A 26,108-nucleotide genomic window follows, 5' to 3' on the forward strand; every position below is an offset into this window, starting at 1 on the left:
GAGCGAACGATCAAAATAAACCCCTCTAATACTAAAAATTTATTCTCTTTCGAAAAAACTTTGTGTAATACTTGTAACGCTACATGGAGATTAACTTAATCTAGAGGGTGTTAATAATGAATCGTACTAAACTTGTACTGGGCGCGGTAATTCTGGCTTCTACTATGCTGGCTGGTTGTTCAAGCAATGCTAAAATCGATCAACTGTCTTCTGACGTTCAGACTCTGAACGCTAAAGTTGACCAACTGAGCAACGACGTGAACGCAATCCGTTCAGACGTTCAAGCAGCTAAAGACGATGCAGCACGTGCTAACCAACGTCTTGACAACCAAGCTCACGCTTACAAGAAGTAATATTACTTCCTGAATGAAAAATGGCGCACATTGTGCGCCATTTTTTTTACCTCGCTAAAACCGGTTACTGACTCTTCCCTGCGCTGATATTTCCTTTTCCCTTTGCTCCTCTCCAGCAACCTGTTTCACCCTACCGGGTACGCGCTAAACTTTGCCGAGGCAAACTGACTGCCGCCCCGACAAAGGGACATCTAATGCTTAATTCGCAGCAGAGTATACTGGGCCTGGCTGAACCAGCTTAGGCGTAGCTTCTTCTGTAGGTTGCTGCGGCTGCGCCTCAGGCGCGTTCTGCGGCGCTACAGCAGCCGGAGCATCAACAGGGGCAGTCTCACCTACGGTAACGATAACCGGCATGCCAGCACGGCGTACAATCGCTTCCTGAACTACTTGTGCATCAGTCTGGCTGTCATTCATAAACTTCTGCAAGCTGCTGCTGATCGCAATTGGCATCGTCTGCGGATCATCACTGTCTACACGAGACAACGGCTGATGAACTTCCACATAACGTTTGCCATCGGGCTCTACAGAATATTTAACCGGCTCATTGATAATTTGTACGCGCGTACCTTTAGGCACGGATTTGAACAGCGCCTCAATATCATCCGGACGTAAACGAATACAACCAGAACTCACACGCATACCAATACCGAAGTTAGCGTTAGTACCGTGGATCAGGTACTCACCACCGCCAGCGGCCAAACGCATGGCAAACAGACCCATAGGGTTTTCTGGCCCAGCAGGAACCACTGCAGGCAAGGTAACGCCCTCAGCCAGATAATGCTTACGGATGTTGGCGGTTGGTGTCCAGGTTGGGTTCGGGATCTTCTGGCTAACAGAGGTGGTCATGGTTGGGGTATTACGCCCTAACTGGCCGATACCGATTGGGTACACCACCACTTTGTTCTGGTCTTTAGGATAATAATAAAGACGCAGTTCAGCCAGGTTGATGACGATGCCTTCACGTGGGGTATCCGGCAGCAACATCTGCGTTGGGATAGTTAGCACTGAACCCGGCAATGGCAGATACGGGTCAGCACCTGGGTTTGCTTCCAGCATACCCAACAAACCGATTTTGTAATCGGCAGCAATAGCCTCCAGCGGACGGCCATCATTTGGAACAACATAAGTGGTATTTTCACCAATAAGACGGCTATTGGCGGGCGGCAGCGGATACTCGGTCGCATTGGCAGCGGTGATACTTCCCGCCAGACAAGTTGCGAATAACATACCAATCAAAGTTAATACGCGTTTCATACTTAGTTCCTACATCACTTCTTAAAATTCGGTTCGGCTATCTACGTTAATTTTAGCAGCCAATAATAAGGCCGCCATATAGTAACAGCCCTCATTATAAAGGCAATTTATATCACTAGAAATCAAGGTGTTACAAAGTAATTTATTTGACTCATTCCAGCAGGAAGGCCGATTTAACCTGCTGAAATTTCACCATTTTAATACTGTGACCACTGCCGCAAAAATGCTCAGTGACTGAGGGATAAAGCACGAAATGTGGCGGGGATCAGTGGGTATTTAATGCCGCGGCTTTAACACGAATAGCCCGGATCATGGCTTCCAGCCCTTGCGAGCGCGAAGGCGTCAAATGTTGGCTAAGGGCTAAATCGGCAAAGAATGGCCGAACATCTAACTCAACTATCTGCTGCGGGGTCAAATCCTTATAAAGGATAAAAACTACCGCCACCAAACCTTTGACAATAGCGGCGTCGCTGTCGCCAGCAAACACCACCTGCCCCTCGGCAGAAAGCGCCATGTCTATCCATACCTGGCTTTGGCAACCAGAAATCAGGTTTTCTGGTTGGCGTTGTGATGCCGTTAACGGGGGTAATTGCCCGCCTAACTCGATAACATACAGGTATTTTTCTTCCCAATTTAAACAACGGGAAAAATTACGGATCAATTTATCTTTATCTGGCAAACCAGCCATACATACATCCTGTTCCTAAAGTGGGTATAACAGCCCAAAGAAAAGCCGACTGTTAAAATCATAGTCGGCTTTAGGGGGCATTGTCGCGCACTGTCTGCGCTTAGCCCAGTAATTTTTCGATGCGCTGTAACCCACTCACCAACCGGTCAATTTCTTCTCGGGTGGTATACAGCGCCAGTGAGGCACGGCACATGCTCGGCACTTGATAAAATGCCATCAGCGGCATAGCACAGTGATGGCCGGTACGAATAGCAATGCCATATTGGTCAAGAAAACTGCCCACATCATAGGCATGGTGCTGACCCAAGTTGAAAGCAATCACCCCGGCGCGCGTCTCAGGGCCATAGATTATCAGGCTATCAATCTGAGCCAACTGCTCTAGCGCATACTGCATCAGGGCATGTTCATATTGTTGGATAGCATCCAGCCCCAACTGATTCACATAGCTGATTGCCGCTCCCAAGCCCATAATCCCGGCCGTGTTCGGCGAACCGGCTTCAAAGCGCCAAGGGGCATTGGCAAAGGTGGTGCCTTGTGTCAGGCTAACGGTGCTTATCATCGCGCCGCCCCCTTCCCAAGGTGGCATTTTCTCTAGTAAGGCACTTTTGCCATACAAGACGCCAATACCCGACGGCCCATATAATTTATGGCCGGAGAACACATAAAAATCGCAATCCAAATCCTGTACATCGACAGTTTGATGCATCACCGCTTGTGCGCCATCCACCAGCACCACGACACCAGCGGCATGGGCTTGAGCCACAATGTCTTTAATCGGGTTAACCGTGCCCAGCACATTGGACACCTGAGTTACCGCCAGCAGCCGGGTGCGGTCATCTATCAACCCCGCCAATGCGCTAAGCTCCAGCTCCCCGCTGGCCGTCAATGGCCAAACGCGGATCTCAATACCAAGATCAGTTGCCAGCATCTGCCAGGGGACAATATTGGCGTGATGCTCCATTTCGGTAATGATAATGCTGTCGCCCGCCGTAAGAAAATGGCGGCCATAACTGTTTGCCACCAGATTGATGGCCTCAGTGGTGCCTCTGACAAAGACGATTTCTTCCGCCGATTTGGCATGGATAAAATCCGCGATTTGGCTGCGCACGGCTTCCATCTGTTGGGTCGCTTCCCCGCTCAGGGTATGAATACCGCGATGGACGGCGGCATAACCCTCACGATAGAAATTAAGCTCCCGGTCAATGACCATTTGGGGTTTCTGCGCGCTGGCAGCGCTATCCAGATAAGCCAGCGGCTGCCCGTTAACCTGACGGCTCAGCAGGGGAAAATCCGCCCTTACTTTCTCAATAGGGAAACTCATAGCGACTCCTGTGCCAACCTATCGGCAATCCGCGCCAAGATAACTTTGCGGATATTTTCGTGATGTATCGCCTCGGTCAATTCAGCAGCAAAGGCAAAAATAATCATCTGCTGAGCATCGGGCTGGCTAATCCCCCGCGACTGAAGATAAAACAGCTGCTCAGCATCAATCCGCCCAACTGTCGCGCCGTGGCTGCACTTCACATCATCCGCATAGATTTCCAACTGCGGCTTGGTATCAATCTCTGCCAACTTACTTAGCAGCAAGTTATTGTTGGTCATCTGACCGTCAGTTTTTAGCGCGTGTTGAGCCACTTTAATCATGCCATTGAAGATGGCTTTGCCCCGCTCACGGACAATCGTCTTATGCAATTGGCGGCTTTCACAATAGCCTTTGTTATGTTCCAGATAAGTGCGGGTATCGCAAATTTCGCGCCCGACCGGCAACAGCAGGCTATTAATAGACAAGGTGGCACCCTCGCCATTTAATTGCGCGCTGGTGTTATGGCGGGTCAACCCGGCACCGAGCAAGAAACTGTAACTGCGCGCCCGCGCATCACGGCTTAACACTAAATCGTTATGCGCAAAATGGTAACTGTGCGGTGTTTCAAACGCCAGTTTGCAATGGTTCAGTTCAGCATTGTCGCCCACCGCCAGGGTAAGCCGCGCCCCGGTAAAGTGCGCTTCGTCATTAAGGCTGACAAAATGCTCAATAACTTCGGCCTGTGCGCCGCTCTCAATGGCCAAATGGTGGCGATAATGACTGGTATTCACCACCTCAGTCCCTTTACCAGAGCTAATATGCAGCAAATACAGCGGTTTATCACTGTGTTTCCCCGCCGGTAACCGAATGTGCAGCGCTTCCTGAGCCAGGCTTTCGGTCAAATGCAAAAAGACTTCTGACTGAATGGCGGCAGGGATCGGGGTATTTTCCGTCAATGGCGTCAGTTGATAAGGGCCGCATTCGTTATCACTTAATTCTGGCGCATAACGCCCATCAATGAAAACCAACCGGTGGGCATCTTGCACCAAAGACAATTGGTCGCGCTGCGCAGCCGTCACCACCGCGGTATCGGCAAAACTGAAGTTATGGGCTAATAACCGCTCCAATGGCGTGTATTTCCAGTCTTCATGTTTAATGCTGGGAAAACCCAGTTCCAGCACCTGCTGCCAATGTGCACTTGTCCCAGCACCCAGACTGCTCTGGCGCTGTTTAAACAACTGACCAAAATGCGCTAATGCATCTGTGCGCTGTTGTTCCAGACGCTGTTGCTCTTGTATTTTACTGTTGGTCGGTAAGCCAGCCATAGCCTTGCTCCTCCAACTGTTTCACCAAGGTGAAATCACCTGATTTAATAATTCGGCCCTGATACAACACGTGCACAAAGTCAGGTTTGACATAATCGAGGATGCGCTGGTAGTGCGTCACAATAATAAATGCGCGGTTTTCATTACGCAGCGAATTTACCCCATTCGCCACGATTTTAAGCGCATCAATATCCAGACCAGAATCGGTTTCATCCAGAATACATAAAGACGGCTCCAGAGCGGCCATCTGCAAAATATCATTGCGTTTCTTTTCGCCGCCGGAGAAACCCACATTTACTGAGCGGGTCAGCAAGTCGGCCGGCATTTTCAGCAATTCAATTTTTTCTTCAATAAAATCAGAAAAGTCGAAGCGATCCAACGGTTCCTGTTGGCGATACTTCCGCACGGCATTAACCGCGGTTTGCAAGAAGAAATGGTTACTTACCCCGGGAATTTCCACCGGATATTGGAACGCCAAAAACACGCCTTCACCGGCACGGTCTTCTGGGTCTAGCTCCAGCAAATCTTTGCCTTTAAAGGTCACACTGCCTTGGGTGACTTCATATTCTTCGCGCCCAGCGAGCGCTGCTGACAAGGTACTTTTCCCTGAGCCATTCGGCCCCATAATGGCATGCACTTCACCGGGTTTGATCTCTAAATCCAAACCTTTGAGGATCTCGTTACCTTCAACACTGACTTTTAAATTCTTGATGCTTAACATAGGTTTCCTTGGTGCGCCGGAGCGCAAAACTCTGCGGATACTTTCAACTCACGCTTAACCGACACTGTGTTCCAGGCTAATGGCTAACAATTTTTGTGCTTCGACGGCAAACTCCAGTGGCAATTCGGAGAACACATCCTTACAAAAACCATTAACAATCATTGAAATAGCATCATCTTCACTGATGCCGCGCTGTAAGCAATAAAACAGTTGGTCATCGCCAATCTTGGAGGTTGTCGCTTCGTGTTCCAATTGCGCCGTATTATTGCGCACTTCCACATACGGGAAAGTATGAGCGCCGGAGTCCGGGCCAATCAGCATCGAATCACATTGGGTGAAATTACGGGCGTTATCCGCACCAGGTAAGATTTTCACCAACCCACGATAGGTATTTTGGCTGTGTCCGGCAGAAATCCCTTTGGCAATAATTGTTGATTTGGTGTTTTTGCCAATATGGATCATTTTGGTGCCGGTATCTGCCTGCTGATGGCCATTGGTCAGTGCAACTGAAAAGAATTCGCCGATGGAATTATCACCCTGCAAAATAACACTTGGGTATTTCCAGGTAATAGCTGAACCGGTTTCAGACTGAGTCCAGGACATTTTCGACCCCGCCCCTTCACACAAGGCGCGCTTGGTGACAAAGTTGAGAATACCGCCGGTGCTGTCCGCCCCTGCAAACCAGTTTTGCACTGTTGAGTATTTTACTTCTGCATTTTTATGCAAAATAACCTCAACCACCGCCGCATGTAACTGATAAGTATCACGTACTGGCGCAGAACAACCCTCTATATAGCTGACATAACTGTCTTCGTCGGCAATCAGAATGGTGCGCTCGAACTGACCCGTTTTGGCAGCATTAATACGAAAATAAGTTGATAACTCCATCGGGCAGCGCACCCCTTTGGGCACATAAACAAAAGTGCCATCAGAGGCAACCGCCGCATTCAGTGCCGCAAAGAAGTTATCTTTCGCCGGCACTACGGAGCCCAAATACTTACGTACCAAATCTGGGTATTCCTGAATAGCTTCACCGAATGAACAGAAAATAATGCCCTGTTCCGCCAGTTTCCCACGATAAGTGGTCGCCACCGACACCGAGTCAAAAATGGCATCAACCGCCACTTCGGCTCCTTCCCTTACCGGAACCCCTAACTGGGCAAAAGCCGACTCGACTTCTGCGGTAAGGTATTCATTAATATTGTGCTGGGACATATCCTGCGACGTGGTGCCATCAGCAGAAGATTGTTGCACCGCACCGGGCTGCGAATCACAGCTATCATCACAACTGCCACAAGAAGGGGCTGAGTAATAGCTATAATCCTGATAATCCAGGCTCTTATAATGTGCTTTCAGCCAGTGTGGCTCTTCCATCTGTAGCCAACTGCGATAGGCCCCAAGACGAAACTCCAGCATCCATTCAGGTTCATTGCGTTTTGCTGAAATAGCGCGAATCACATCTTCATTAATGCCTTTCGCTAATTCGTCAGTCGCAAGCTGAGTAAAAAAGCCTTCTTTATAGCGACCCTCGCTGACCCAAGCCTGCACATCATCTGGAACTTCTACATTGCTTCGTGTCATTTCGTTTACATCGCTCAAACGCCAAAGCTCTCGCCACACCCGCAGGAATGCTGAGCTTTAGGGTTATTAAATTTGAAAATCTGATTTAGCCCCTCACGAACATAATCCACCTCGGTGCCATCAATAAATGGCATCGCTTTGAGAGGGACATACAGTCGGGCGCTGCCGTGTTCAAACACCAGCGCATCGCTATCAGGTTCTTTAGCCATATCCATCACATAAGCAAAACCGGCACAACCGGATTGCTTGACCCCAAGCTGCAAGCCTTTGATGTCAGGATCCTGCTGCATAAGTCGTGAAATTTGTGCGGCTGCACTCTCAGTGATGGTCACGCCTTGCCACACATTGTCGTCGAGTGAAAATGTCCCGACTGATTCCTGTTGCATATGCCCTACCTTATATTCGTCCTTTATACTCGAAACCCTAGAGGTATTAGCGTCCCCTATGTCTGCGGGTAGAGTATTTTCAGGTTAACAATTAGCCGGCTGATTATTGAGAAATCAACACAGGTTTTTCACAATGGTAGTGATAATAATTATCACTTCAACCGTTTGTTTTGCAGGGATATTAAGAAAAGTGCCGTTTAAACCCCGAATGAGGCGGCAACGAAGAGAACATGCTGCGATGGCCGAAGATGTCGGGAAGAACAAGCACACTTTTATCACCATGAATTAAAACAATAATTTACAGGGTGATACTCGAATCCCTTGCTATTTCAGAGGCTAATCGCAGTCAGCCTCTGCGTTTTTTAAACATTCATAAAAAATACCTATTTCTGCATTAACTTTAGCTGAAAACCCTCTCTGGGGAAACCTATCATAGAGATTCGCCGCAATTATCGGATAAACAAAATGACGACGCTAACGAAAAAAGCCACGACACCCCAAAGTCAATTAATGGCCTTGGGGGTGAGGGAATTACTTATATTTCGCAGGGTTATTAACTGGCAGAAAACAGGGACTCTAGCGCGTGAGCACGGCGGTAGTTAAGCGGGAGGTACAACACAGCTGGTTTTGTTCATCAAAAATATCAATCTGCCAAACCTGATGACTGCGGCCCGCATGAATAGCACGGCAACAACCACGGACGCTACCGGCACGCACGGCTTTAAGATGATTGGCATTGATCTCCAACCCCACCACTTGCTGCCCTTCCTGGGTACACAAATATCCCGCCATTGAGCCGAGTGATTCAGCTAACACCACCGACGCCCCGCCATGTAGCAGCCCAAAAGGTTGCTTGGTGCGGTTATCGACCGGCATAGTGGCTTCCAGCTCATCATCTGACAATCGGGTAAATTCAATGCCCAGATGCCCAACCATACACTCCCGGCTGTGTTGATTTAATTGTTCTAGGGTTGCAGTACGTTTCCAGAGCATTCGTATCCCTTCCTAATTGAAGTTACAGCCTGATTTGTATCAATAAATATTAGCTGCGCTCACTTACCCGAATCACCAAAAAAGTGGATTAGAGGGGAAGTGTTCCTTATGGGTCGTAGCCGCGTAAGCGGCCGGAGTGCCCATAGGTACAGTCACCCCGACTGACACTAAACTAAAAATCTCGCTTTAACATCAACCTCATACACGGCGGGATGCACGATTTCACCGCCTAATTGGGATCAATAAATATTAGCGATGCTCACTTACCCAGCAAATCACACCAGCTCAAGCAAGGCCTGTAACGGATGACGCAAACCACTGCCCTCAACACGTTTAACCTGACTACGGCAAGAATAACCGGTGGCTAAACAACGTTTACTTGGCAATTTTTGTAATGCTTGCTGCCAGGATAAGGCATAAATACCCAACGAATTATCGATATTCTTCGCCTCATGGCCATAAGTCCCAGCCATGCCGCAACAACCCACACTGACGTTTTCCAGTTTAGCACCATAGCGGGAAAATATTGATGCCCAGTGCTGACTACTGGCAGGCAGCGCCGTGGTTTCAGTACAATGACCAAACAAATACCAAGCTTCGCCGCTCAAATGCTGCACGGGCACTTCCGGCTGTTCCGCCAATGCCAACTGCAACCATTCATGCACCAACTGCACATTGAAATCCCCACGGGAATCCCCCAGAATCTCATTATATTCATCGCGATAGCAAAGTACCAATGCGGGATCAACCCCCACCATAGGCATGCCCAATACAGCAATGCGATTTAAAAAATCTGCGGTTTTGCGTGCCGTTTTAGCAAAGCGCTGTAGGAAACCTTTAATATGTTGGGCTTTACCATTGGGTGAAAATGGCAACAAGACCGGATTAAAGCCCAGCTTTTCAACCAGACGGACAAAATCGGCGACCACCTGCGCATCATAATAACTGGTGAAAGGATCTTGCACGATCAGCACATGCTGGCGGCGCTCCGATTCAGGTAATTTTTCCAGTTGCTCCAAGGTCATGGTATTGGCGTAATGCCCCGACAATGACTGCTTCAGCGTCGGGCTGGAAAGCAAAGGCAAATCCACCATCCCGATACTTTTACGGCTTAAGCTACTGACCCAAGGCTGTTTAAGGAAGAAATTAAACAGTTTCGGGTTTTTTGCCATCAATGGCGCATAGCTTTCAACCCCGGCCACCACATAATCTCGCAGCGGGCGGTGATAGCGCGTGTGATACAGCTGAAGAAAACGCGAGCGGAATCCCGGCACATCAATCTTGATAGGGCATTGCGTCGAGCAAGCTTTGCAGGCCAAACACCCAGACATCGCCTCTTTAACTTCATGAGAAAAATCATAATCCCCATGACGGGCATGCCAGCTATTACGCGTCTTTTCAATCAGATTGCGCAGACTTGGGCGCTGACTTGCCAGCCCTTGCTCCAGCGCCACCGGATCAACACCTTGCTCCGATAACAACCGCAGCCATTCTCGCACCAACGTGGCCCGGCCTTTAGGCGAATGAATGCGGTCACCGGTTATCTTCATTGACGGGCACATAGGGCTGCGGGCATCAAAATTAAAACACAACCCATTACCATTACACTCCATTGCCCCGCGAAATGCGGTTCTGACCGTCAATGGAATACGCCGGTCTAATGTGCCGCGCTTATCCGACGAATCCACTGTCATCATTGGCGCATCGCTGCCTAGCGGTGAACAAATCTTGCCAGGGTTAAGTCGATTATCCGGATCAAATACGGATTTAATGCGCCGCAGTTCCGTGTAAAGTTCCTCACCGAAAAACGCCGGGCTATATTCTGCCCGGAACCCCTTGCCGTGTTCCCCCCAAAGCAAACCGCCATAGCGCGCGGTCAGTTCCACCACCTGATCCGAAATCTGTTTCATCAGCATTTCTTGCTGCGGATCGCACATATCCAACGCCGGCCGCACATGCAATACACCGGCATCCACATGGCCGAACATGCCATAGGTCAGATTATGGCTATCTAACAGCTGGCGGAATTCCACAATATAATCGGCTAAATGCTGCGGGGGCACACAGGTGTCCTCAGCAAAGGGAATAGGTTTGGCCTGACCTTTACTGTTACCGAGCAAACCCACGGCTTTTTTGCGCATACCATAAATGCGCTCAATACCGGCCAAGTCATTACAAAGCTGATAACCAATCACCCCACCCTCATGGGTTGACATCAAATCATCCAGACGCAAACAAAGCGCCTCTATTTGGCTATCAATCAATTGCTTATCATCGCCGGCAAACTCAACAATATTCAGCCCCAACATCTCTTTTGCCGGCACATCAGTAATCAGTTCTTTGACCGAATGCCAGACAATATCTTCTTTTGCCAGATTGAGAACTTTGGAGTCCACCGTTTCAACCGACAGGGCTTTAGCTGCCACCATAAAAGGCGCATTGCGCAGTGCGGAATCAAAAGAGTCATACTTGATGTTCACCAAGCGGCGCACTTTCGGCAAAGGTGTAATATCCAGTGTGGCTTCAGTGATAAACGCCAACGTCCCTTCCGCCCCGGTTAAAATCCGAGTCAAGTCAAAGGTTTGTAGGTCATCACTGAATACATGGCGCAAGTCATAGCCGGTGAGAAAGCGGTTTAATTTGGGGAATTTATCCAGGATCAAGGCGCGCTGCTCGCGGCAACGATTCAATACGGTGTGATAAATGCGGCCGGTGACGGAATCTTCCTGCGCAATCGTTTCCGCCAATGGCGTCGGCATCGCGCGGGTGTCCAACATCTCGCCACCGAGTAAAATGGCACGCAACCCCAGCACATGGTCAGAGGTTTTGCCATACACCAATGAACCTTGGCCAGAGGCATCCGTATTTATCATGCCCCCCAATGTCGCGCGATTACTGGTTGATAATTCCGGTGAGAAGAAATAACCCAATGGCCGCAGATATTGATTAAGTTGATCTTTAATCACCCCAGCCTCAACCCGCACCCAACCCTGCTCGGGGTTAACCTCCAAAATGCGATTCATATGGCGCGACATATCCACCACAATACCGGTGTTCAGCGCCTGGCCATTGGTGCCCGTCCCGCCGCCACGGGGGGTGAAAACCAGTGATTTAAAATTATCCTGCCCCGCCAAACGGCCGATCAATGCCACATCAGCAGTTGAACGCGGGAAAACCACGGCATCCGGTAGCAGTTGATAAATACTGTTGTCCGTCGCCATTGTCAGGCGATCGGCATAATTAGTGGCGGTATCGCCGGTGAATCCGTTTTGCTTCAAAGCATCCAAAAAATCCAGCACCAACTGAATAACACCCGGTGCCTGAGAAATCTGTGGGATCATTAGTGTGACCCTATCTATAGGTGTGTTTGTTTTAATAACCGTTCCACTGAAAGATTATCTGGTCGTGGCAACCTTTGTCGAATAATTTATGCCAATTCAGAATGATGGGAAAGCACCGGCTAAAGACCAAGGATAAATACGGCAATAAACCTTTGAATATCAAAATTTTGCATTGTACAAATAACAACCAGCCCAACTCGGAAAAATATTATTCCCACCCGTTAATCATTGTCGGATTCTTATTATTGCGTAGGGATAACCCTTTTTTTATCAAATCACGAGAGTAATACTCTAACGGCGCTGTTAAAAATTGGGGAAATACACCATGATTACTCCTAATACTTAATACGCTTGGCGCAGTTCCCCTTGCCATGATTGTCGAAGTGAGAGCCCACAGATGAATTACCCGCAGATACGTCGTTTCGATTTACCCAGACTGATGTTTGGAGTGATATTCATTTTAATCATGATTCTCGCCAGTTTTTGGGTGATACAGCCCTTCGTGATGGGCTTTGCCTGGGCAGGGATGGTGGTGATTGCCACTTGGCCACTGTTGATCAGACTGCAAAATCTGCTCTGGGGTAAACGCTGGCTGGCAGTGATTATTATGACCCTTCTGCTGGTGTTACTGTTCGTTATCCCCATTGGACTCTTAGTCAGCAGTCTGGTTGAAAATAGCGGCCCGCTGATTCAATGGGCATCCAGCCCCTCGAATTTACGGATGCCAGATGTCACCTGGCTGAAAACCATCCCAATGGTTGGGGACAAACTTTATAGCGGCTGGTATACCTTAATCGCCGGCGGCGGCAATGCGCTCATCGCCAAAGTTCAACCTTATATTGGTGCTGCCGTGACCTGGCTGGTGGCGCAGGCGGCCCATGTGGGTTACTTCTTAATTCATATGGCATTAATGCTGCTGTTCAGTGTGCTGCTTTATTTCCACGGTGAGCAAGTGGGCTTAGGCATCCGTCATTTTGCCGTGCGGGCGGCGGATAAACGCGGTGATGCCGTGGTGGTCTTGGCAGCCAAAGCAATCCGTGCCGTGGCGCTGGGCGTGGTGGTCACTGCGCTGGTTCAAGCCGTGCTGGGCGGTATTGGCCTGGCGCTGGCCGGAATTCAATATGCCACACTATTAACCGTATTAATGTTTATTTGCTGTGTTGCCCAACTCGGGCCACTGTTGATACTTATCCCCGCCATCATCTGGCTCTATTGGACGGGTGACAACACTTGGGGCACCATTTTGCTGGTGTGGAGTTGTATTGTTGGCACCATGGATAACGTGTTACGGCCTTATTTAATCCGCATGGAAGCCGATATGCCGATGATTTTAATTCTGTCCGGTGTTATTGGTGGCCTGCTCTCATTCGGCATGATTGGCTTATTTATCGGCCCAGTGGTACTGGCAATTTCTTACCGCCTAACTGCGGCCTGGGTCAGTGAGGCCCCGGAGCCTGAAGAAAGCCTGCAAGAAGTCGCCAAACACTTAGAAGAGCTTTAACCTGAATATTCGATAACATGCAACAGATAGGCGGCCCCGGCAAATTGACTCAGGTCAAAGCGCCGGGGAATTAACCGCCGCCAGTCTCTGTAAGGTACGCCAATATTCGCAATGTAAAAGAGACAATACTCAGGGTGGTGATTATGCTGCCACCTTCTTATTATTCAGCAATATTCTCTATAATAAATAAGAAACAGCCATTTAAATTCCCAACTTTATATTCTAAGCGACCAATCATGTTAGTTATTAAATAAGGTGATTATTAGTGCCAAGATAAAATCACTTCTATCCTAAGTCTCTATTTTACTTATTTTATTCAGATGATTCTTAATGACTAACAGTGCAGATTTACTTATTATTATAATTCGTTAGTGCTTTCCCCTGTAATATTTAAATAGTTCATCTCAAAATGATTTATTTAAATATTTGTAACCGAAGACACGTATTGCTGTGTGTAGTCTTTGCCTGTCACCTAAGACGGGCTTTTTTTTTATCCTTACTTTTACCCCTTCCTTTTTAATTATCCTCTTAGCTGGGTTATATTCTTCCTCCTCAAGGCCAAAATAACATCACCGCAGCCCTTTGCCGCGTTGCTTCCACAGACTGACCTCACCGAATGAGAATAAAAAAATCCGCAACCTAAGCTGCGGATAGAGGGCAGTATCTCGGCCTAACCACGCCAATTAATGTTTGGTATGTTGCGCCAAGCTCAGCCAGGTTTGCACTACGGTATCTGGATTAAGGGACAAACTGTCAATACCTTGCTCCATCAGCCATAAAGCAAAATCTTCGTGGTCTGAAGGGCCCTGACCACAAATCCCGACATATTTACCCTGCCGTTTTGCTGCTGTAATCGCCATTGATAGCAATGCTTTTACTGCTTCATTGCGCTCATCAAACAATTCAGACACCACGCCAGAATCACGATCCAACCCCAGCGTTAACTGAGTCATATCATTGGAGCCAATGGAGAAACCATCAAAATGCGCTAAGAATTGATCCGCCAGCAAAGCATTTGATGGGATTTCACACATCATAATGATTTTCAGGCCATTCTCACCACGTTTAAGACCTTGTTTCGCCAACTCTGCCACCACCGCCTCGGCCTGTGCCACTGTCCGCACAAAAGGCACCATAACCTCGACGTTAGTCAACCCCATGACATTGCGCACCCGTTTAACCGCCTCACACTCCAGCGCGAAGCAATCACGGAAACTGTCTGCCACATAACGCCCCGCCCCACGAAAGCCCAGCATAGGGTTTTCTTCATGTGGTTCATAGGCCTCACCGCCCACCAGATTGGCATACTCATTCGATTTAAAATCTGACAAACGCACAATCACGCGTTTCGGCCAAAAAGCGGCACCCAGAGTGGAAATCCCTTCGGTTAAGCGACCGATATAAAACTCGACCGGATCGTCATAGCCGTTCATCAAGGCTTTAATCTCGGCCTGAATAGCCGGTGATTGGGCATCAAACTCCAGCAGCGCCTTGGGATGCACACCAATCATCCGATTGATAATAAACTCCAACCGTGCCAAACCAACACCTTCATTCGGCAAACGGGCAAAATCAAAAGCCCGGTCAGGGTTACCGACATTCATCATGATTTTCAATGGTAAATCAGGTAATTCAGTGACCTGTGAACTCTGAATCGAGAAATCAAGCAGCTCATGATACACATAGCCGGTATCCCCCTCAGCACAGGAAACCGTCACATTCTGCCCTTCTTTCAGAATATCAGTCGCATTGCCGCAACCCACTACCGCCGGGATCCCTAACTCACGGGCGATAATTGCCGCATGACAGGTTCGCCCACCCCGGTTAGTCACAATGGCTGATGCTTTTTTCATGATAGGTTCCCAATCAGGGTCAGTCATGTCTGTTACCAGCACATCACCTGCCTGAATGCGATCCATCTCGCTGATATCATGAATAACCTTAACCGGCCCCGCCCCGATGCGATGCCCGATAGCACGGCCTTCTACCAGCACATTACTTTGATTATTCAATTGGTAACGTTCCATCACCTGCTCGTTGGAACGCACGGTTTCGGGTCGTGCTTGCACGATATACAACTTACCGGTGTGGCCATCTTTCGCCCACTCGATATCCATCGGACGGCCATAATGCTCTTCAATTAACAAAGCCTGATGGGCCAAGGCTTCAACTTCGTCATCGCTGAGAGCGAAACGATTGCGTTGTGCTTCTGGCACATCTTCAATCTGCACTTGTTTGCCATGCTCTTGGCTTTCGGCATAAATCATCCGAATCTTTTTCGAGCCCATATTACGCCGCACAATGGCAGGCTTGCCGTTGCGCAATGTCGGTTTATGGACATAGAATTCATCCGGATTTACCGCGCCCTGCACCACCATTTCTCCCAACCCATGAGCGGCAGTGATAAAGACCACCTGATCAAAACCTGATTCGGTATCAATGGTAAACATCACCCCCGCAGAGGCAAGGTCTGAACGCACCATCCGCTGCACACCCGCAGACAGCGCCACGCCGCGATGGTCATAGCCTTGATGCACCCGATAAGAAATGGCGCGGTCATTAAACAGTGAGGCGAAAACATGCTTGATGGCAACCATCACCGCATCAATGCCCTGCACGTTAAGGAAGGTTTCTTGCTGCCCGGCAAAGGAGGCATCCGGCATATCTTCTGCAGTGGCGGAAGAACGCACCGCAAAAGAAGCCTCTGACCCATCAGCCAATTGCTTATACGCCTCATGAATTGATTGTTCGAATTCAGGATGGAATGGCGTCTCAACCACCCATTGGCGAATCTGTGCGCCGGCTTTCGCTAACGCCGCAATATCATCGACATCGGTTTGATCCAATAATTGATAGATACGGTTGTTAACACCGCTTTGCTCCAGAAAATCGTTAAACGCCTGTGCGGTAGTGGCAAAACCATTGGGTACCGAAACACCCAACCCTGAAAGATTGGTTATCATTTCACCGAGGGAGGCATTTTTACCGCCAACCCGATCAACATCGTGCATGCCAAGCTGGTTGTACCAAAGCACATTACACAGATTTAGGCCATTGTTGGACATCGAAACAATCCTTTTGCATTTTTATTAATTACGGACATTCAGTAGGGTACTGCTGAGGGTATCGTGGCTGCCCATCAGCCAGTGCAGACTAGCACAATGATCCATAGTCCATAGACAGGTGAATCGATCAAGCCAACCAGAAAAATTATTTTCGGGCTATTCTGACCGCCAACACTTTACCCAGAAGCCGAATAAGGCACACTGACACCAGAAACGCATCTCGCCAACAGTGAGTCAGTGGCATAAATCGGCCGTCAATATTTAGGAGTCAATGTGGAAAGAAGTGTGTTTTATATCTCAGATGGCACCGCCATCACTGCGGAAGTCCTTGGCCATGCCGTCCTGTCTCAGTTCCCGGTTAAAGCCACCACCTTTACTCTGCCCTTTGTAGAAAGTGCCGAGCGCGCCCAAGAGGTGTGCGAAAAAATTAATGAGATATACCGGGAGACAGGGGTTAGGCCATTGGTTTTCTATTCAATAATCAGTGCCGAAGTGCGAGAACTCATTCAGCACAGTGAAGGATTCTGCCAAGATATTGTGCAGGCACTGGTGGCCCCCCTGCAGGGCGAACTCGGCGTCGCGCCGCAACCGGTGCTCAACCGCACCCACGGGTTAACCGAAAGTAATCTGGGTAAATATGATGCGCGCATTGCCGCCATCGATTATGCCCTGGCCCATGATGACGGCATTTCACTGCGCAATCTTGACCAAGCCCAGGTAATTTTATTGGGTGTTTCCCGCTGTGGTAAAACCCCCACCAGCCTGTACTTAGCCATGCAATTTGGTGTTCGGGCCGCCAACTACCCTTTTATCGCCGATGATATGGACAATTTACAGCTTCCCGCTGCATTGAAACCCTTTCAACATAAACTGTTTGGCTTAACCATCAACCCGGAGCGACTGGCGGCCATTCGCGAAGAACGGCGCGAAAACAGCCGTTACGCCTCTTTGCGCCAATGCCGGATGGAAGTCGGCGAAGTCGAAGCATTGTTTCGCAAAAATCAGATTCGCTATCTGAATTCCACTAACTATTCCGTGGAAGAGATCTCAACCAAAATTTTGGATATTTTAGGCATGAGCCGGCGGATGTTCTGATTAAAATATTTATAACAGCGATTGTTTACAGTTTATTTCAACGAAAATTATATGAATCAGGCCTGTGGCGGTTGAATTCGTTCAATTTTGGTTTATTGTGATCGCCATCACTTCCCGGTATTCCTGCCGTAGAGAAGAACAGCTCTAGAGAATCTTCATGCACAAAACTGATGAACTGCGAACCTTGCGCATCGATAGTTTGATAACACCGCAGCAACTGGCGGAAAAGCTCCCTATTTCAGAGGCTGTCGCTGATAACGTGACAGCGTCACGCAAGCGAATCGAAAAAATACTGACCGGTGAAGACCCACGACTGCTGGTGGTGGTTGGCCCTTGCTCTATTCACGACCTTGATGCCGCCATTGATTATGCTACTCGACTGAATGTATTGCGTGAGCGCTACCAAGACAGTCTTGAAATTGTGATGCGCACTTATTTTGAAAAACCCCGCACCGTGGTCGGCTGGAAAGGGCTAATATCAGATCCCAAACTTGACGGCTCATGCCAGGTCAATTTAGGCATCGAGATGGCACGCAGATTATTATTATCTGTCAATGAGTTAGGTTTACCTACTGCCACAGAATTTCTTGATATGGTGACCGGGCAATATATTGCCGACCTAATAAGTTGGGGCGCTATTGGTGCACGCACCACCGAAAGCCAGATTCATCGGGAAATGGCATCAGCCCTTTCCTGCCCGGTGGGTTTCAAAAATGGCACTGATGGAAATACTCGCATTGCTATTGATGCGATTCGTGCCGCACAAGCAAGCCATATGTTCTTATCACCGGACAAAACTGGCCAAATGACGATTTACCAAACCCGCGGTAACCCGCACGGGCACATTATTATGCGCGGCGGAAAGACGCCAAATTATGGCGCATCTGATATTGCAGCGGCCTGCGATAGCCTGCGTGAATTTGATTTACCGGAGCATTTAGTGGTGGACTTCAGCCACGGCAATTGCCAAAAAATGCATCGCCGCCAGTTAGAGGTTGCGCAGGATATCGGTCAACAAATTCGTGCCGGATCAACCGCGATTGTGGGTGTTATGGCAGAGAGTTTCCTGGTGGAAGGCACACAGAAAATTGTGGCTGGCACCCCGCTGACCTATGGGCAATCCATTACCGACCCTTGTCTTAACTGGGCGGATACAGAACAGCTGTTAAGCTTGCTGGCTGATGCGGCTAGCAGCCGTTTTAAATAACAGCGGCAATGAGCATCTACTGTCATTTGCATCAATTATCATTAACCATGCGTTAATAAATACAGTGATTAAATGGCACTCACCCCTGTGACCAGGAAGCAGTGCCATTTTAATCACTGAACTCAATATACTCGCCCCATTCATTCCTCTCGTGCTGATCTTTGGTCTATCAATCCTCCCTAAAGAATTAACAAAACTAATTACTAATGAAAAGAAAGACATTGGAATAATAACTAATCGATATTGGCTTGAAGTGTTAGTCAAACGCAGATGATAATCATTATCAAGTTAAAAGTGATACGAAATCTATCGATAACACCTTATGCACAATGCAACTTATGGTACTCAAATCGTCAATAACGCCACTGACCAAACACATTCTCAGTTGGAATACCCTTGTATTAATAGCCAACACTTACTTGGGCGACATGAAGTGGTGGCAATCAATCACCACGGCCAACTGTATTATTTGCGCCAAACCAAAGCCGGGAAACTGATCCTGACAAAATAATGTTTAGCCCGTTTCTATTACCAATAGCAGTACGCCAGCCACCGAATGTTAAACACTCAGGCAGCCAGCAATCCATTGATTATATTCAACAATATATGGAGAGTTGTTCATGCCTCGTTTTTTTCGTTTATCCTCATGCTGTCTGGCTATCACCTGCGCACTATCTTCCGCTAGCATAGCCAGCACCGCCCTGGCGGCTGATACAGAGACCTTAGTGGTTAAGGGGACTAAAGCTGATACTGACAGTTATCGCACCCCTGGCATTCTGACCATCATTGATGCTTCACAGCCACAAAAACAGACCGCCACCACGGCCACCGACATGCTCAAAAATATCCCCGGCGTGAGTGTCACCGGTGTGGGCCGTACCAATGGGCAAAATGTCACTATCCGCGGTTACGATCAATTCGGCGTGCTGGTACTCGTGGATGGCATCCGCCAAAGAATGAATGGCGCACATTTTAATGGCACCTTTCTCGACCCCGCATTAATCAAACAGATTAAGGTGATTCGCAGCCCAGCAACATCCCGCTATGGTAGCGGTGCTATGGGCGGCGTGATTGCCTATAAAACAGTCAATCCGGCTGATTTACTGGCTCAAGATCAAGATATTGGGGTTCGCGTCAGCAGCTATGGTGCCAGTGCCAATCATAGTCAGGGCGTCGGGCTGTCTGTTTTTGGCCGGAGCGATAACCTGGACGGCTTATTGGCGCTGGGAACACGCCAAGCAGGTAATATCCACCAAAGTAATGGTTATGAAGCGCCTAATAAAGAAGCCATTAATAACCTGATGATAAAGACCACCGCTTATCTTTCACCGAGCCAATCGTTAACCGCTGCCCTGCGCTATTACAACAACCGCGCACAACAACCGCGCATGGCCAATCATAGCGCCCCAAACTTTAAAAACCCTATGATGCAGCGCTCGACTATCCAACGGGATGCCGAACTGACCTACCGGTTACAACCGCAACAGCTTAATTGGCTGGATGCCAGCACACTGCTCTATATTTCCGAAATAAATGTCAACGACGATGTGAGAAGTGAGGGTTATGGCAGCCGTCAGCAAATAACCCGTGGGATAAAACTGGAGAACAGCAGCTCGCTATTCAACACCAGCCCGGTGGCGCATCTCTTGACCTATGGCACCGAAGCCTATCATCAAGAACAAATCCCCCAAGGGGTTATCCGCAGCTTTCCCCCAGCTGAAATTAAATTTGCTTCAGGTTGGTTACAAGATGAAATGACTCTGCGTGACCTGCCGGTGACCTTATTGGCGGGTACCCGTTTTGACCACTATGAAAACAGCCGCGCAGGATTCGCGACTAAAGAAGTCCAAAACTGGTCAACACAGGGGGCGATAACCCTCAACCCGACGGATTGGTTGATGATGTTTGGTGCTTATAGCCAGGCTTTTCGCACGCCAACACTGAATGAGCTTTACAATAACTCACAACATTTTTGGATAAACTTTTGGCGGCCTAACCCGAATTTAACCCCCGAAACCAACCTCACCCGTGAAGCTGGTTTTGGCTTACATTTCGATGACTTACTGACAGAAAATGACGCCTTTAACTTTAAAGCCAGCTATTTCCATATTGATGCCAAACAGCGCATTACCCCTAAGGTCGAACCATTTAACTCGACCTATATTAATATTCCACAAAGCAAAACCTGGGGATGGGATATATCGCTAGATTATCAAAACCCGTGGTTTGATTGGTCGCTGGCATATAACCGCACCCGGGGACTCAATCTCAATACGCGCCAATTTATTGACAGCATCAATCCTGACACCCTTACCAGTAGCCTCAACCTCCCTATTGCCCACACCGGTTTTAGCACCGGCTGGGTGATGACCTTGGCTGAAAACACCCAGTTCATGCAAAAGAATAACCCACAATATAAAGCCCAGGCGGGTTATGCAGTACATGACTTTTACCTGAGTTATCAAGGGCAAGGCAGCTTAAAAGGTATTACAACCACCGCCGTGCTGAGTAATGCTTTCAATAAAGAATATTACTCAGCGCAGAACACGCCACAAGATGCACGGAATGCCAAATTCCTGGTCAGCTATCAGTGGTGATATTTCACTCGTTTTGTTTATAGCCCCAAAACTAGCAGCTAGCCATACTCATATGGCTCAATGGAACCCTGCCGTTTGCTGCTACACCGCGGCGGCACAACAGAAAAGGAATTAATAGATGGAAATGCCATTGTATCAACGCTACCTGGCAATAAAGCATGCCAACCCAGAACTCTCTGCCTGGGATTTGGCAAAATTACTCAATATCAGTGAGGCAGAACTCACCCATGCCCGTGTTGGCAAGGAAGCCGAGCGTTTAGATATCACCGCCAGTGCTTTATTAACGGAGTTAGCTGCCGTCGGCGTGACCCGCTCAGTCACCGCCAATAACTCTGCTCGCCATGAATTGCTGGGCGAGTATCAAAATTTGCGGTTACATGGGCATCTGGGGTTGTTGCTTAACCCCAGAGCACTTGATTTGCGGCTGTTTTTTCGCCACTGGGATGCGATTTTCAGTTTGCGTGAAACCACCCCACAAGGTGAACAACTCAGCATTCAATGCTTTGATTTTCAAGGTAATGCAATCCATCAAATTTATTGTACTGCTGATACAAACCCTCATGCCTGGCAAGCATTGCTGGCAAAACACCGCGCGCAGGAAAATCCCCCGCTGGCATTACAGCCGCCAGTTGAGGAACCCACGCCAAAGCCACCGGGTAACAGTGCCGCTATTGATGCTGAATGGCGCAACATGAATGATATCCATCAATTTTTTATGCTATTGAAACGCAATAATATTACGCGCCAGCAAGCTTTTCGGGCCGTGGGAGATGATTTAGCTTACCGCGTCGATAACCAGGCTTTACGGCACATACTTGACGCCGCCCACTCTTGTCAGAATGAAATTATGCTGTTCGTCGGCAACAGTGGCTGCATGCAAATCTTCACCGGCGTGGTGGGCCAGTTAACTCCCTCTCAGGATAAAAATCCGCCTTATGCCCAGTGGATAACCCTGCAGGAACAACAATTTAGCCTGCACTTAACGACCAGCGCCATTGCGGAAAGCTGGGTGACCCGCAAGCCCACGAAAGAGGGCTTGGTGTCCAGCTTGGAAATACTTGATAAGCAAGGAAAACACATTTTACAGGTCTTTGGTCAACGCAGTGAGGGCCAGGCCGAGCAACATGAATGGCATCAGCAGTTATCCAAATTGACGGCGATAGGTTCACCAGATGAATAAATGGCTAGCGGCGCTCGCATTTATCATCTCAATGAACTCCATCGCCAACACCCGAATTGTCACCATTGGTGGCGATGTCTCTGAAATTACCTATGCACTGGGTGCGGGTGAGCGCATTGTGGCGCGAGACAGCACCAGCCTAAATCCCGCGCCATTGCGGGATTTACCTGATGTCGGTTACATGCGCCTGCTCAATATTGAAGGTATTCTGGCCATCAAACCCACCCTGATCCTGAGCACGGAGCGCGCGGCCTCATCCAGGGCCTTAACCCAGCTGACGGACCTCGGGATTCAGCTGGTCTATGTCCCCGCCGATAAATCCCCCGAGGGCGTAATAGATAAAATACAATTGATCGCCACAACCTTAGGGCAAGAAGCGCAAGGCCAACAGCTGATACAACATTACCAACAGCAGTTGGCCACGGTGGTATCAACCCCCCTGCCGGTAAAAGTGTTATTTGTTATGAGCCATGCGGGAATTCCCCCCTTGGCTGCGGGGTTAAATACCGCGGCCGACAGCATGTTCAAGGCCGTCGGGCTTAATAATGCCATTCAGGAATTTAAGGGTTACCGCCCACTGTCACAAGAAGGGATTATCGCCAGTGCGCCCGACTTATTGATAGTCACCACTCATGGAGTAAAGTCACTTAATGGTGTGGAGAATGTGTGGCGGTTACCGGGGATGGCACAGACGCCCGCCGGTAAACACCAACGGTTGCTGGTGCTTGATGATATTGCCTTGCTGGGTTTTGGATTACAAACACCGGAAATTCTTAAACAGCTTCGTGCCGCGGCAGAGTCAATTTGAAAAGTAAACTAGATTAAAAAAGGCGGTTATTGGAAAGGAATATGCGCCCAATGGGGCACTCAAACTGACGCTGTCAGTTTGCCATCAACCTCAAGTGGGGGAATATCCCCCACTGTGCTGGCTAACTTGAACAGGAGATTTCCAGATGCTTTCCCCAATCGGGGGGAAGTGCCGCCAAATCATTAAACTCGGGGTTATCCGCAAACGGCTGCTGCAATGCTTGGTGTAACCGCTGTAATGGCTGAATATCGTCTTTTTCCGCACTATCAATCGCCAACTGAGCCAAATAGTTGCGCAATATATAGTGCGGATTTACCGCTTTCATCAATTGCTGGCGCTCAGCATCATCAATAGACTCTTGCTGCAAACGCGCGCGATAACGGCGATACCAGCTATCAAAAGCGGCCCTATCAATAAAATCATCCCGCAAAGCGGAGTGGGATGACTGCATCTCAACCTCGCTCAGCAAACGGAAGCTACGAGTATAATCTCGCTTCTCTTTAATCATCAAACTCAAGAAGCCCGTCAGCACATCATTATCTTGGCTGTCACTCTGCGAGAAGCCTAATTTGGCGCGCATTTGTTGGCCATAGGCCGCCATTAATTCGGGTTCATAAGCCGCCAGCCCCTGCTGCAACTGTTCCGCAGACAGCAAATCTGATAGCGCTTGGCCCAATCGATGCAGATTCCATAACGCCACCGCAGGTTGGTTATCAAATGCATAACGGCCTTGATGATCAGAATGATTGCAAATATAACCGGGATCATAATCGTCGAGGAAACCGAATGGGCCATAGTCCATAGTGATGCCAAGTATCGACATATTGTCAGTATTCATCACTCCGTGGGCAAAACCGACTGTCTGCCAATGGGCCATTAGCCGTGCGGTGCGCTTGACCACATCAGTAAACCACAGCAGATAACCGTCTTCCTGCCCAGCCCACTGCGGCCAGTGCCGGGCAATAACATAATCTGCTAATTGTTTGACCTGGGCTGGCTGCTGTCGATAGTAAAAATGCTCAAAATGACCAAAGCGCACATGACTTTCTGCCACCCGCAGTAGCATGGCTCCGCGCTCTGCTTGCTCGCGATACACCGGATGGTCGCTGGTCACAATCGTCAGCGCGCGACTGGTTGGGATCCCTAAATGATGCAAAGCTTCTGAGGCCAAAAATTCGCGGATAACTGACCGCAATACCGCCCGCCCATCGCCCATACGCGAATAAGGCGTTAATCCGGCACCTTTCAAATGCCAATCCATACTGCGGCCATCACTGAGTTGCTGCTCTCCCAATAAAATACCGCGACCATCGCCAAGCTGCCCCGCCCACATGCCAAACTGGTGGCCGCTGTAAACTTGGGCCAGTGGTTTCATCCCGGGTAACACTCTTTCTCCGGCCCAGACCGCTGATTTAGGGGCGCTAAACCAGCTGGCATCGAGTTCTAACTCCTGCGCCAACGGCTCACTGTGATACAGCAAACGCGCCCCTTGCAAGGGCGTCGGCTGCAATGGCGTGTAAAAACCGCTTAATTGCTGCTCATAGCTATTATTAAATTGAAGAGCATTATTAAATTGAGGAGCATTATCAAACTCAGGCCCATTATCAGCGCCGGAGTTTGATGCAGAGTGAATCATATTAGTGTCAGACATTAGCGCAATACCTCCGCGAGCCAGTGACGAACTTGCTGTAATTCCGCTTGTGATTCAGGAAAATCATCACTTAGCTGCTGGCAAACCGCATTAATGGCATCAGGGCGATAAGCTACCCCCTGAAGTTGTTCAGCCAGTGCCTCCAGCGGTGTGGGATTCAAGCTATCTGTAAATATTTGGCAGCGATCAATTGCGCCGTGTAATACATCAAAATGCAGTTCAATTCCGCCCCACACAAAACGGGTATCGACTAAATGGCTAAAAGCGGGTGCCTGACCAAAATTCCACTGCCAACTGCTCTGCTTGGCAAATTGCTCGGCGAAACCGGGCAAATCGGGCAATGCTTGCGGCGAGATAATCTCTGCGGGCACTTTTTCATCATAATAAGCAAAAAAGGCCTGCTCGATAGCGGCGCAGATTTGCTCGTGGTTAATCCCCGGCAATAACTCCACCAAATTAGTGACACGCGAGCGCACTGATGTAATGCCTTTGGCCTGTAATTTTTTGGGGTCAGGATTAAGATAATCAGCCAAACGATTGAGGTCAGCATTCAGTAATAAAGTGCCATGATGAAAACCACGATCTTTGGTTTCTTTATAGGCAGAACCTGAGACTTTACGTTCGCCATCCTCTTGCATCACCACCAAATCATTGCGCCCCGACGCCGTGGCCTGCACACCAAGAGCGGCTAAAGCATTGAGAATAATTTGCGTCGAAATGGTTTTATCGTATTCAGGTTTACCGGCCATAAAGGTAAAACAGGTATTTCCCAGATCATGGAATACCGCCCCGCCGCCACTGCTGCGCCGGGCTAAGGTGATACCGTCTTGCTCCATGCGCCGGGTATTACACTCTTTCCACGGGTTCTGAGCGCGGCCTATCACCACGGTGTCTGCATTACGCCACAAAAATAGCACCCGTTGGTCTGGTGACATTTGGCGGAAAATACATTCTTCTACCGCCAGATTGAACCAAGGATCATAAGAGTCAGAAATGAGTAACCGAAGGGATGACATAAACGCGGCTCCAAACCAAAATAAGCAGCCACTAAGATAACAT

20 protein-coding genes and 1 other RNA gene are annotated in these 26,108 nt (G+C 48.8%); 9 read left to right on the forward strand and 12 right to left on the reverse strand.

The features are described 5' to 3' along the window. Positions 1–116: 116 nt before the first annotated feature. Entirely contained in the window at positions 117–353 is a 237-nt protein-coding gene (locus tag YROHD0001_RS0117085; protein WP_005165631.1) for a major outer membrane lipoprotein, read from the forward strand. Positions 354–551: 198 nt separating this feature from the next. On the opposite strand, the gene YROHD0001_RS16470 is transcribed toward YROHD0001_RS0117085, so the two are convergent. From YROHD0001_RS16470 to ydiJ, 9 genes are all read right to left on the reverse strand, one after another. Next, on the reverse strand, positions 552–1,607 hold the full coding sequence (locus tag YROHD0001_RS16470) for a L,D-transpeptidase family protein (RefSeq protein ID WP_004712977.1): 1,056 nt from the start codon (positions 1,605–1,607) through the stop codon (positions 552–554). Positions 1,608–1,872: 265 nt separating this feature from the next. Further along, positions 1,873–2,295, reverse strand: a complete 423-nt coding sequence (sufE, locus tag YROHD0001_RS16465) for a cysteine desulfuration protein SufE (protein ID WP_004712978.1) — start codon at positions 2,293–2,295, stop codon at positions 1,873–1,875. A 100-nt stretch (positions 2,296–2,395) separates the two neighbouring features. After that, positions 2,396–3,616 (reverse strand): cysteine desulfurase SufS, encoded by a 1,221-nt coding sequence (gene sufS, locus YROHD0001_RS16460; RefSeq protein WP_032815871.1) that lies wholly within the window; start codon positions 3,614–3,616, stop codon positions 2,396–2,398. Further along, complete coding sequence (gene sufD, locus YROHD0001_RS16455) at positions 3,613–4,923, reverse strand: Fe-S cluster assembly protein SufD (protein WP_032815872.1); 1,311 nt, start codon at positions 4,921–4,923, stop codon at positions 3,613–3,615. The genes sufS and sufD overlap by 4 nt, the downstream gene beginning before the upstream one ends. Continuing rightward, the gene (gene sufC, locus YROHD0001_RS16450) at positions 4,898–5,644 is read right to left on the reverse strand and encodes a Fe-S cluster assembly ATPase SufC (protein ID WP_004712982.1); all 747 of its coding nucleotides are present in this window, start codon (positions 5,642–5,644) and stop codon (positions 4,898–4,900) included. Before sufC ends, sufD begins: the two co-directional genes overlap by 26 nt. A 54-nt stretch (positions 5,645–5,698) precedes the next feature. After that, complete coding sequence (sufB, locus tag YROHD0001_RS16445) at positions 5,699–7,225, reverse strand: Fe-S cluster assembly protein SufB (protein WP_004712983.1); 1,527 nt, start codon at positions 7,223–7,225, stop codon at positions 5,699–5,701. Between the two features lie 14 nt (positions 7,226–7,239). Continuing rightward, entirely contained in the window at positions 7,240–7,611 is a 372-nt protein-coding gene (sufA, locus tag YROHD0001_RS16440) for a Fe-S cluster assembly scaffold SufA (RefSeq protein WP_004712984.1), read from the reverse strand. A 576-nt stretch (positions 7,612–8,187) separates the two neighbouring features. Continuing rightward, positions 8,188–8,604 carry a hotdog fold thioesterase gene (locus YROHD0001_RS16435; RefSeq protein ID WP_032815873.1) on the reverse strand — a complete coding sequence of 139 codons (417 nt, stop codon included), beginning with the start codon at positions 8,602–8,604 and terminating at the stop codon, positions 8,188–8,190. Between the two features lie 275 nt (positions 8,605–8,879). After that, positions 8,880–11,945 carry a D-2-hydroxyglutarate dehydrogenase YdiJ gene (ydiJ, locus tag YROHD0001_RS16430; protein WP_004712986.1) on the reverse strand — a complete coding sequence of 1,022 codons (3,066 nt, stop codon included), beginning with the start codon at positions 11,943–11,945 and terminating at the stop codon, positions 8,880–8,882. Positions 11,946–12,342: 397 nt separating this feature from the next. Between ydiJ and ydiK the strand changes: the two genes are divergently transcribed. Next, positions 12,343–13,446, forward strand: coding sequence for an AI-2E family transporter YdiK (gene ydiK, locus YROHD0001_RS16425; protein WP_004712987.1), 1,104 nt, complete (start codon positions 12,343–12,345; stop codon positions 13,444–13,446). Between the two features lie 388 nt (positions 13,447–13,834). Continuing rightward, positions 13,835–13,939: antisense sRNA RprA (gene rprA, locus YROHD0001_RS19510), an RNA gene on the forward strand. Positions 13,940–14,129: 190 nt separating this feature from the next. On the opposite strand, the gene ppsA is transcribed toward rprA, so the two are convergent. Beyond that, a complete protein-coding gene (gene ppsA / locus YROHD0001_RS16420; protein WP_004712990.1) occupies positions 14,130–16,511 on the reverse strand; it encodes a phosphoenolpyruvate synthase in 2,382 nt (793 codons plus the stop codon). A gap of 273 nt (positions 16,512–16,784) precedes the next feature. Between ppsA and ppsR the strand changes: the two genes are divergently transcribed. From ppsR to YROHD0001_RS16390, 6 genes are all read left to right on the forward strand, one after another. Next, entirely contained in the window at positions 16,785–17,606 is an 822-nt protein-coding gene (gene ppsR / locus YROHD0001_RS16415) for a posphoenolpyruvate synthetase regulatory kinase/phosphorylase PpsR (RefSeq protein ID WP_032815874.1), read from the forward strand. 157 nt (positions 17,607–17,763) lie between these two features. Then, positions 17,764–18,813, forward strand: a complete 1,050-nt coding sequence (locus tag YROHD0001_RS16410; RefSeq protein WP_004712992.1) for a 3-deoxy-7-phosphoheptulonate synthase — start codon at positions 17,764–17,766, stop codon at positions 18,811–18,813. 322 nt (positions 18,814–19,135) lie between these two features. Further along, complete coding sequence (gene hemP, locus YROHD0001_RS16405; protein ID WP_004712993.1) at positions 19,136–19,324, forward strand: hemin uptake protein HemP; 189 nt, start codon at positions 19,136–19,138, stop codon at positions 19,322–19,324. 109 nt (positions 19,325–19,433) lie between these two features. Then, positions 19,434–21,410, forward strand: a complete 1,977-nt coding sequence (locus YROHD0001_RS16400) for a TonB-dependent hemoglobin/transferrin/lactoferrin family receptor (protein ID WP_032815875.1) — start codon at positions 19,434–19,436, stop codon at positions 21,408–21,410. A 118-nt stretch (positions 21,411–21,528) separates the two neighbouring features. Further along, on the forward strand, positions 21,529–22,590 hold the full coding sequence (locus YROHD0001_RS16395) for a hemin-degrading factor (RefSeq protein ID WP_004712996.1): 1,062 nt from the start codon (positions 21,529–21,531) through the stop codon (positions 22,588–22,590). Then, the gene (locus YROHD0001_RS16390) at positions 22,583–23,398 is read left to right on the forward strand and encodes a heme/hemin ABC transporter substrate-binding protein (protein ID WP_032815877.1); all 816 of its coding nucleotides are present in this window, start codon (positions 22,583–22,585) and stop codon (positions 23,396–23,398) included. The genes YROHD0001_RS16395 and YROHD0001_RS16390 overlap by 8 nt, the downstream gene beginning before the upstream one ends. 121 nt (positions 23,399–23,519) lie before the next feature. On the opposite strand, the gene YROHD0001_RS16385 is transcribed toward YROHD0001_RS16390, so the two are convergent. Together YROHD0001_RS16385 and lplA are read right to left on the reverse strand one after the other, a co-directional pair. After that, positions 23,520–25,049: a protein adenylyltransferase SelO gene (locus YROHD0001_RS16385; protein ID WP_032815878.1), complete on the reverse strand. Its 1,530-nt coding sequence runs from the start codon at positions 25,047–25,049 to the stop codon at positions 23,520–23,522. Continuing rightward, positions 25,049–26,065 carry a lipoate--protein ligase gene (gene lplA, locus YROHD0001_RS16380; protein WP_004712999.1) on the reverse strand — a complete coding sequence of 339 codons (1,017 nt, stop codon included), beginning with the start codon at positions 26,063–26,065 and terminating at the stop codon, positions 25,049–25,051. The genes YROHD0001_RS16385 and lplA overlap by 1 nt, the downstream gene beginning before the upstream one ends. Positions 26,066–26,108: the final 43 nt, after the last annotated feature.

The sequence above is a fragment of the Yersinia rohdei ATCC 43380 genome, from assembly GCF_000173775.1.
Taxonomy (GTDB): domain Bacteria; phylum Pseudomonadota; class Gammaproteobacteria; order Enterobacterales; family Enterobacteriaceae; genus Yersinia; species Yersinia rohdei.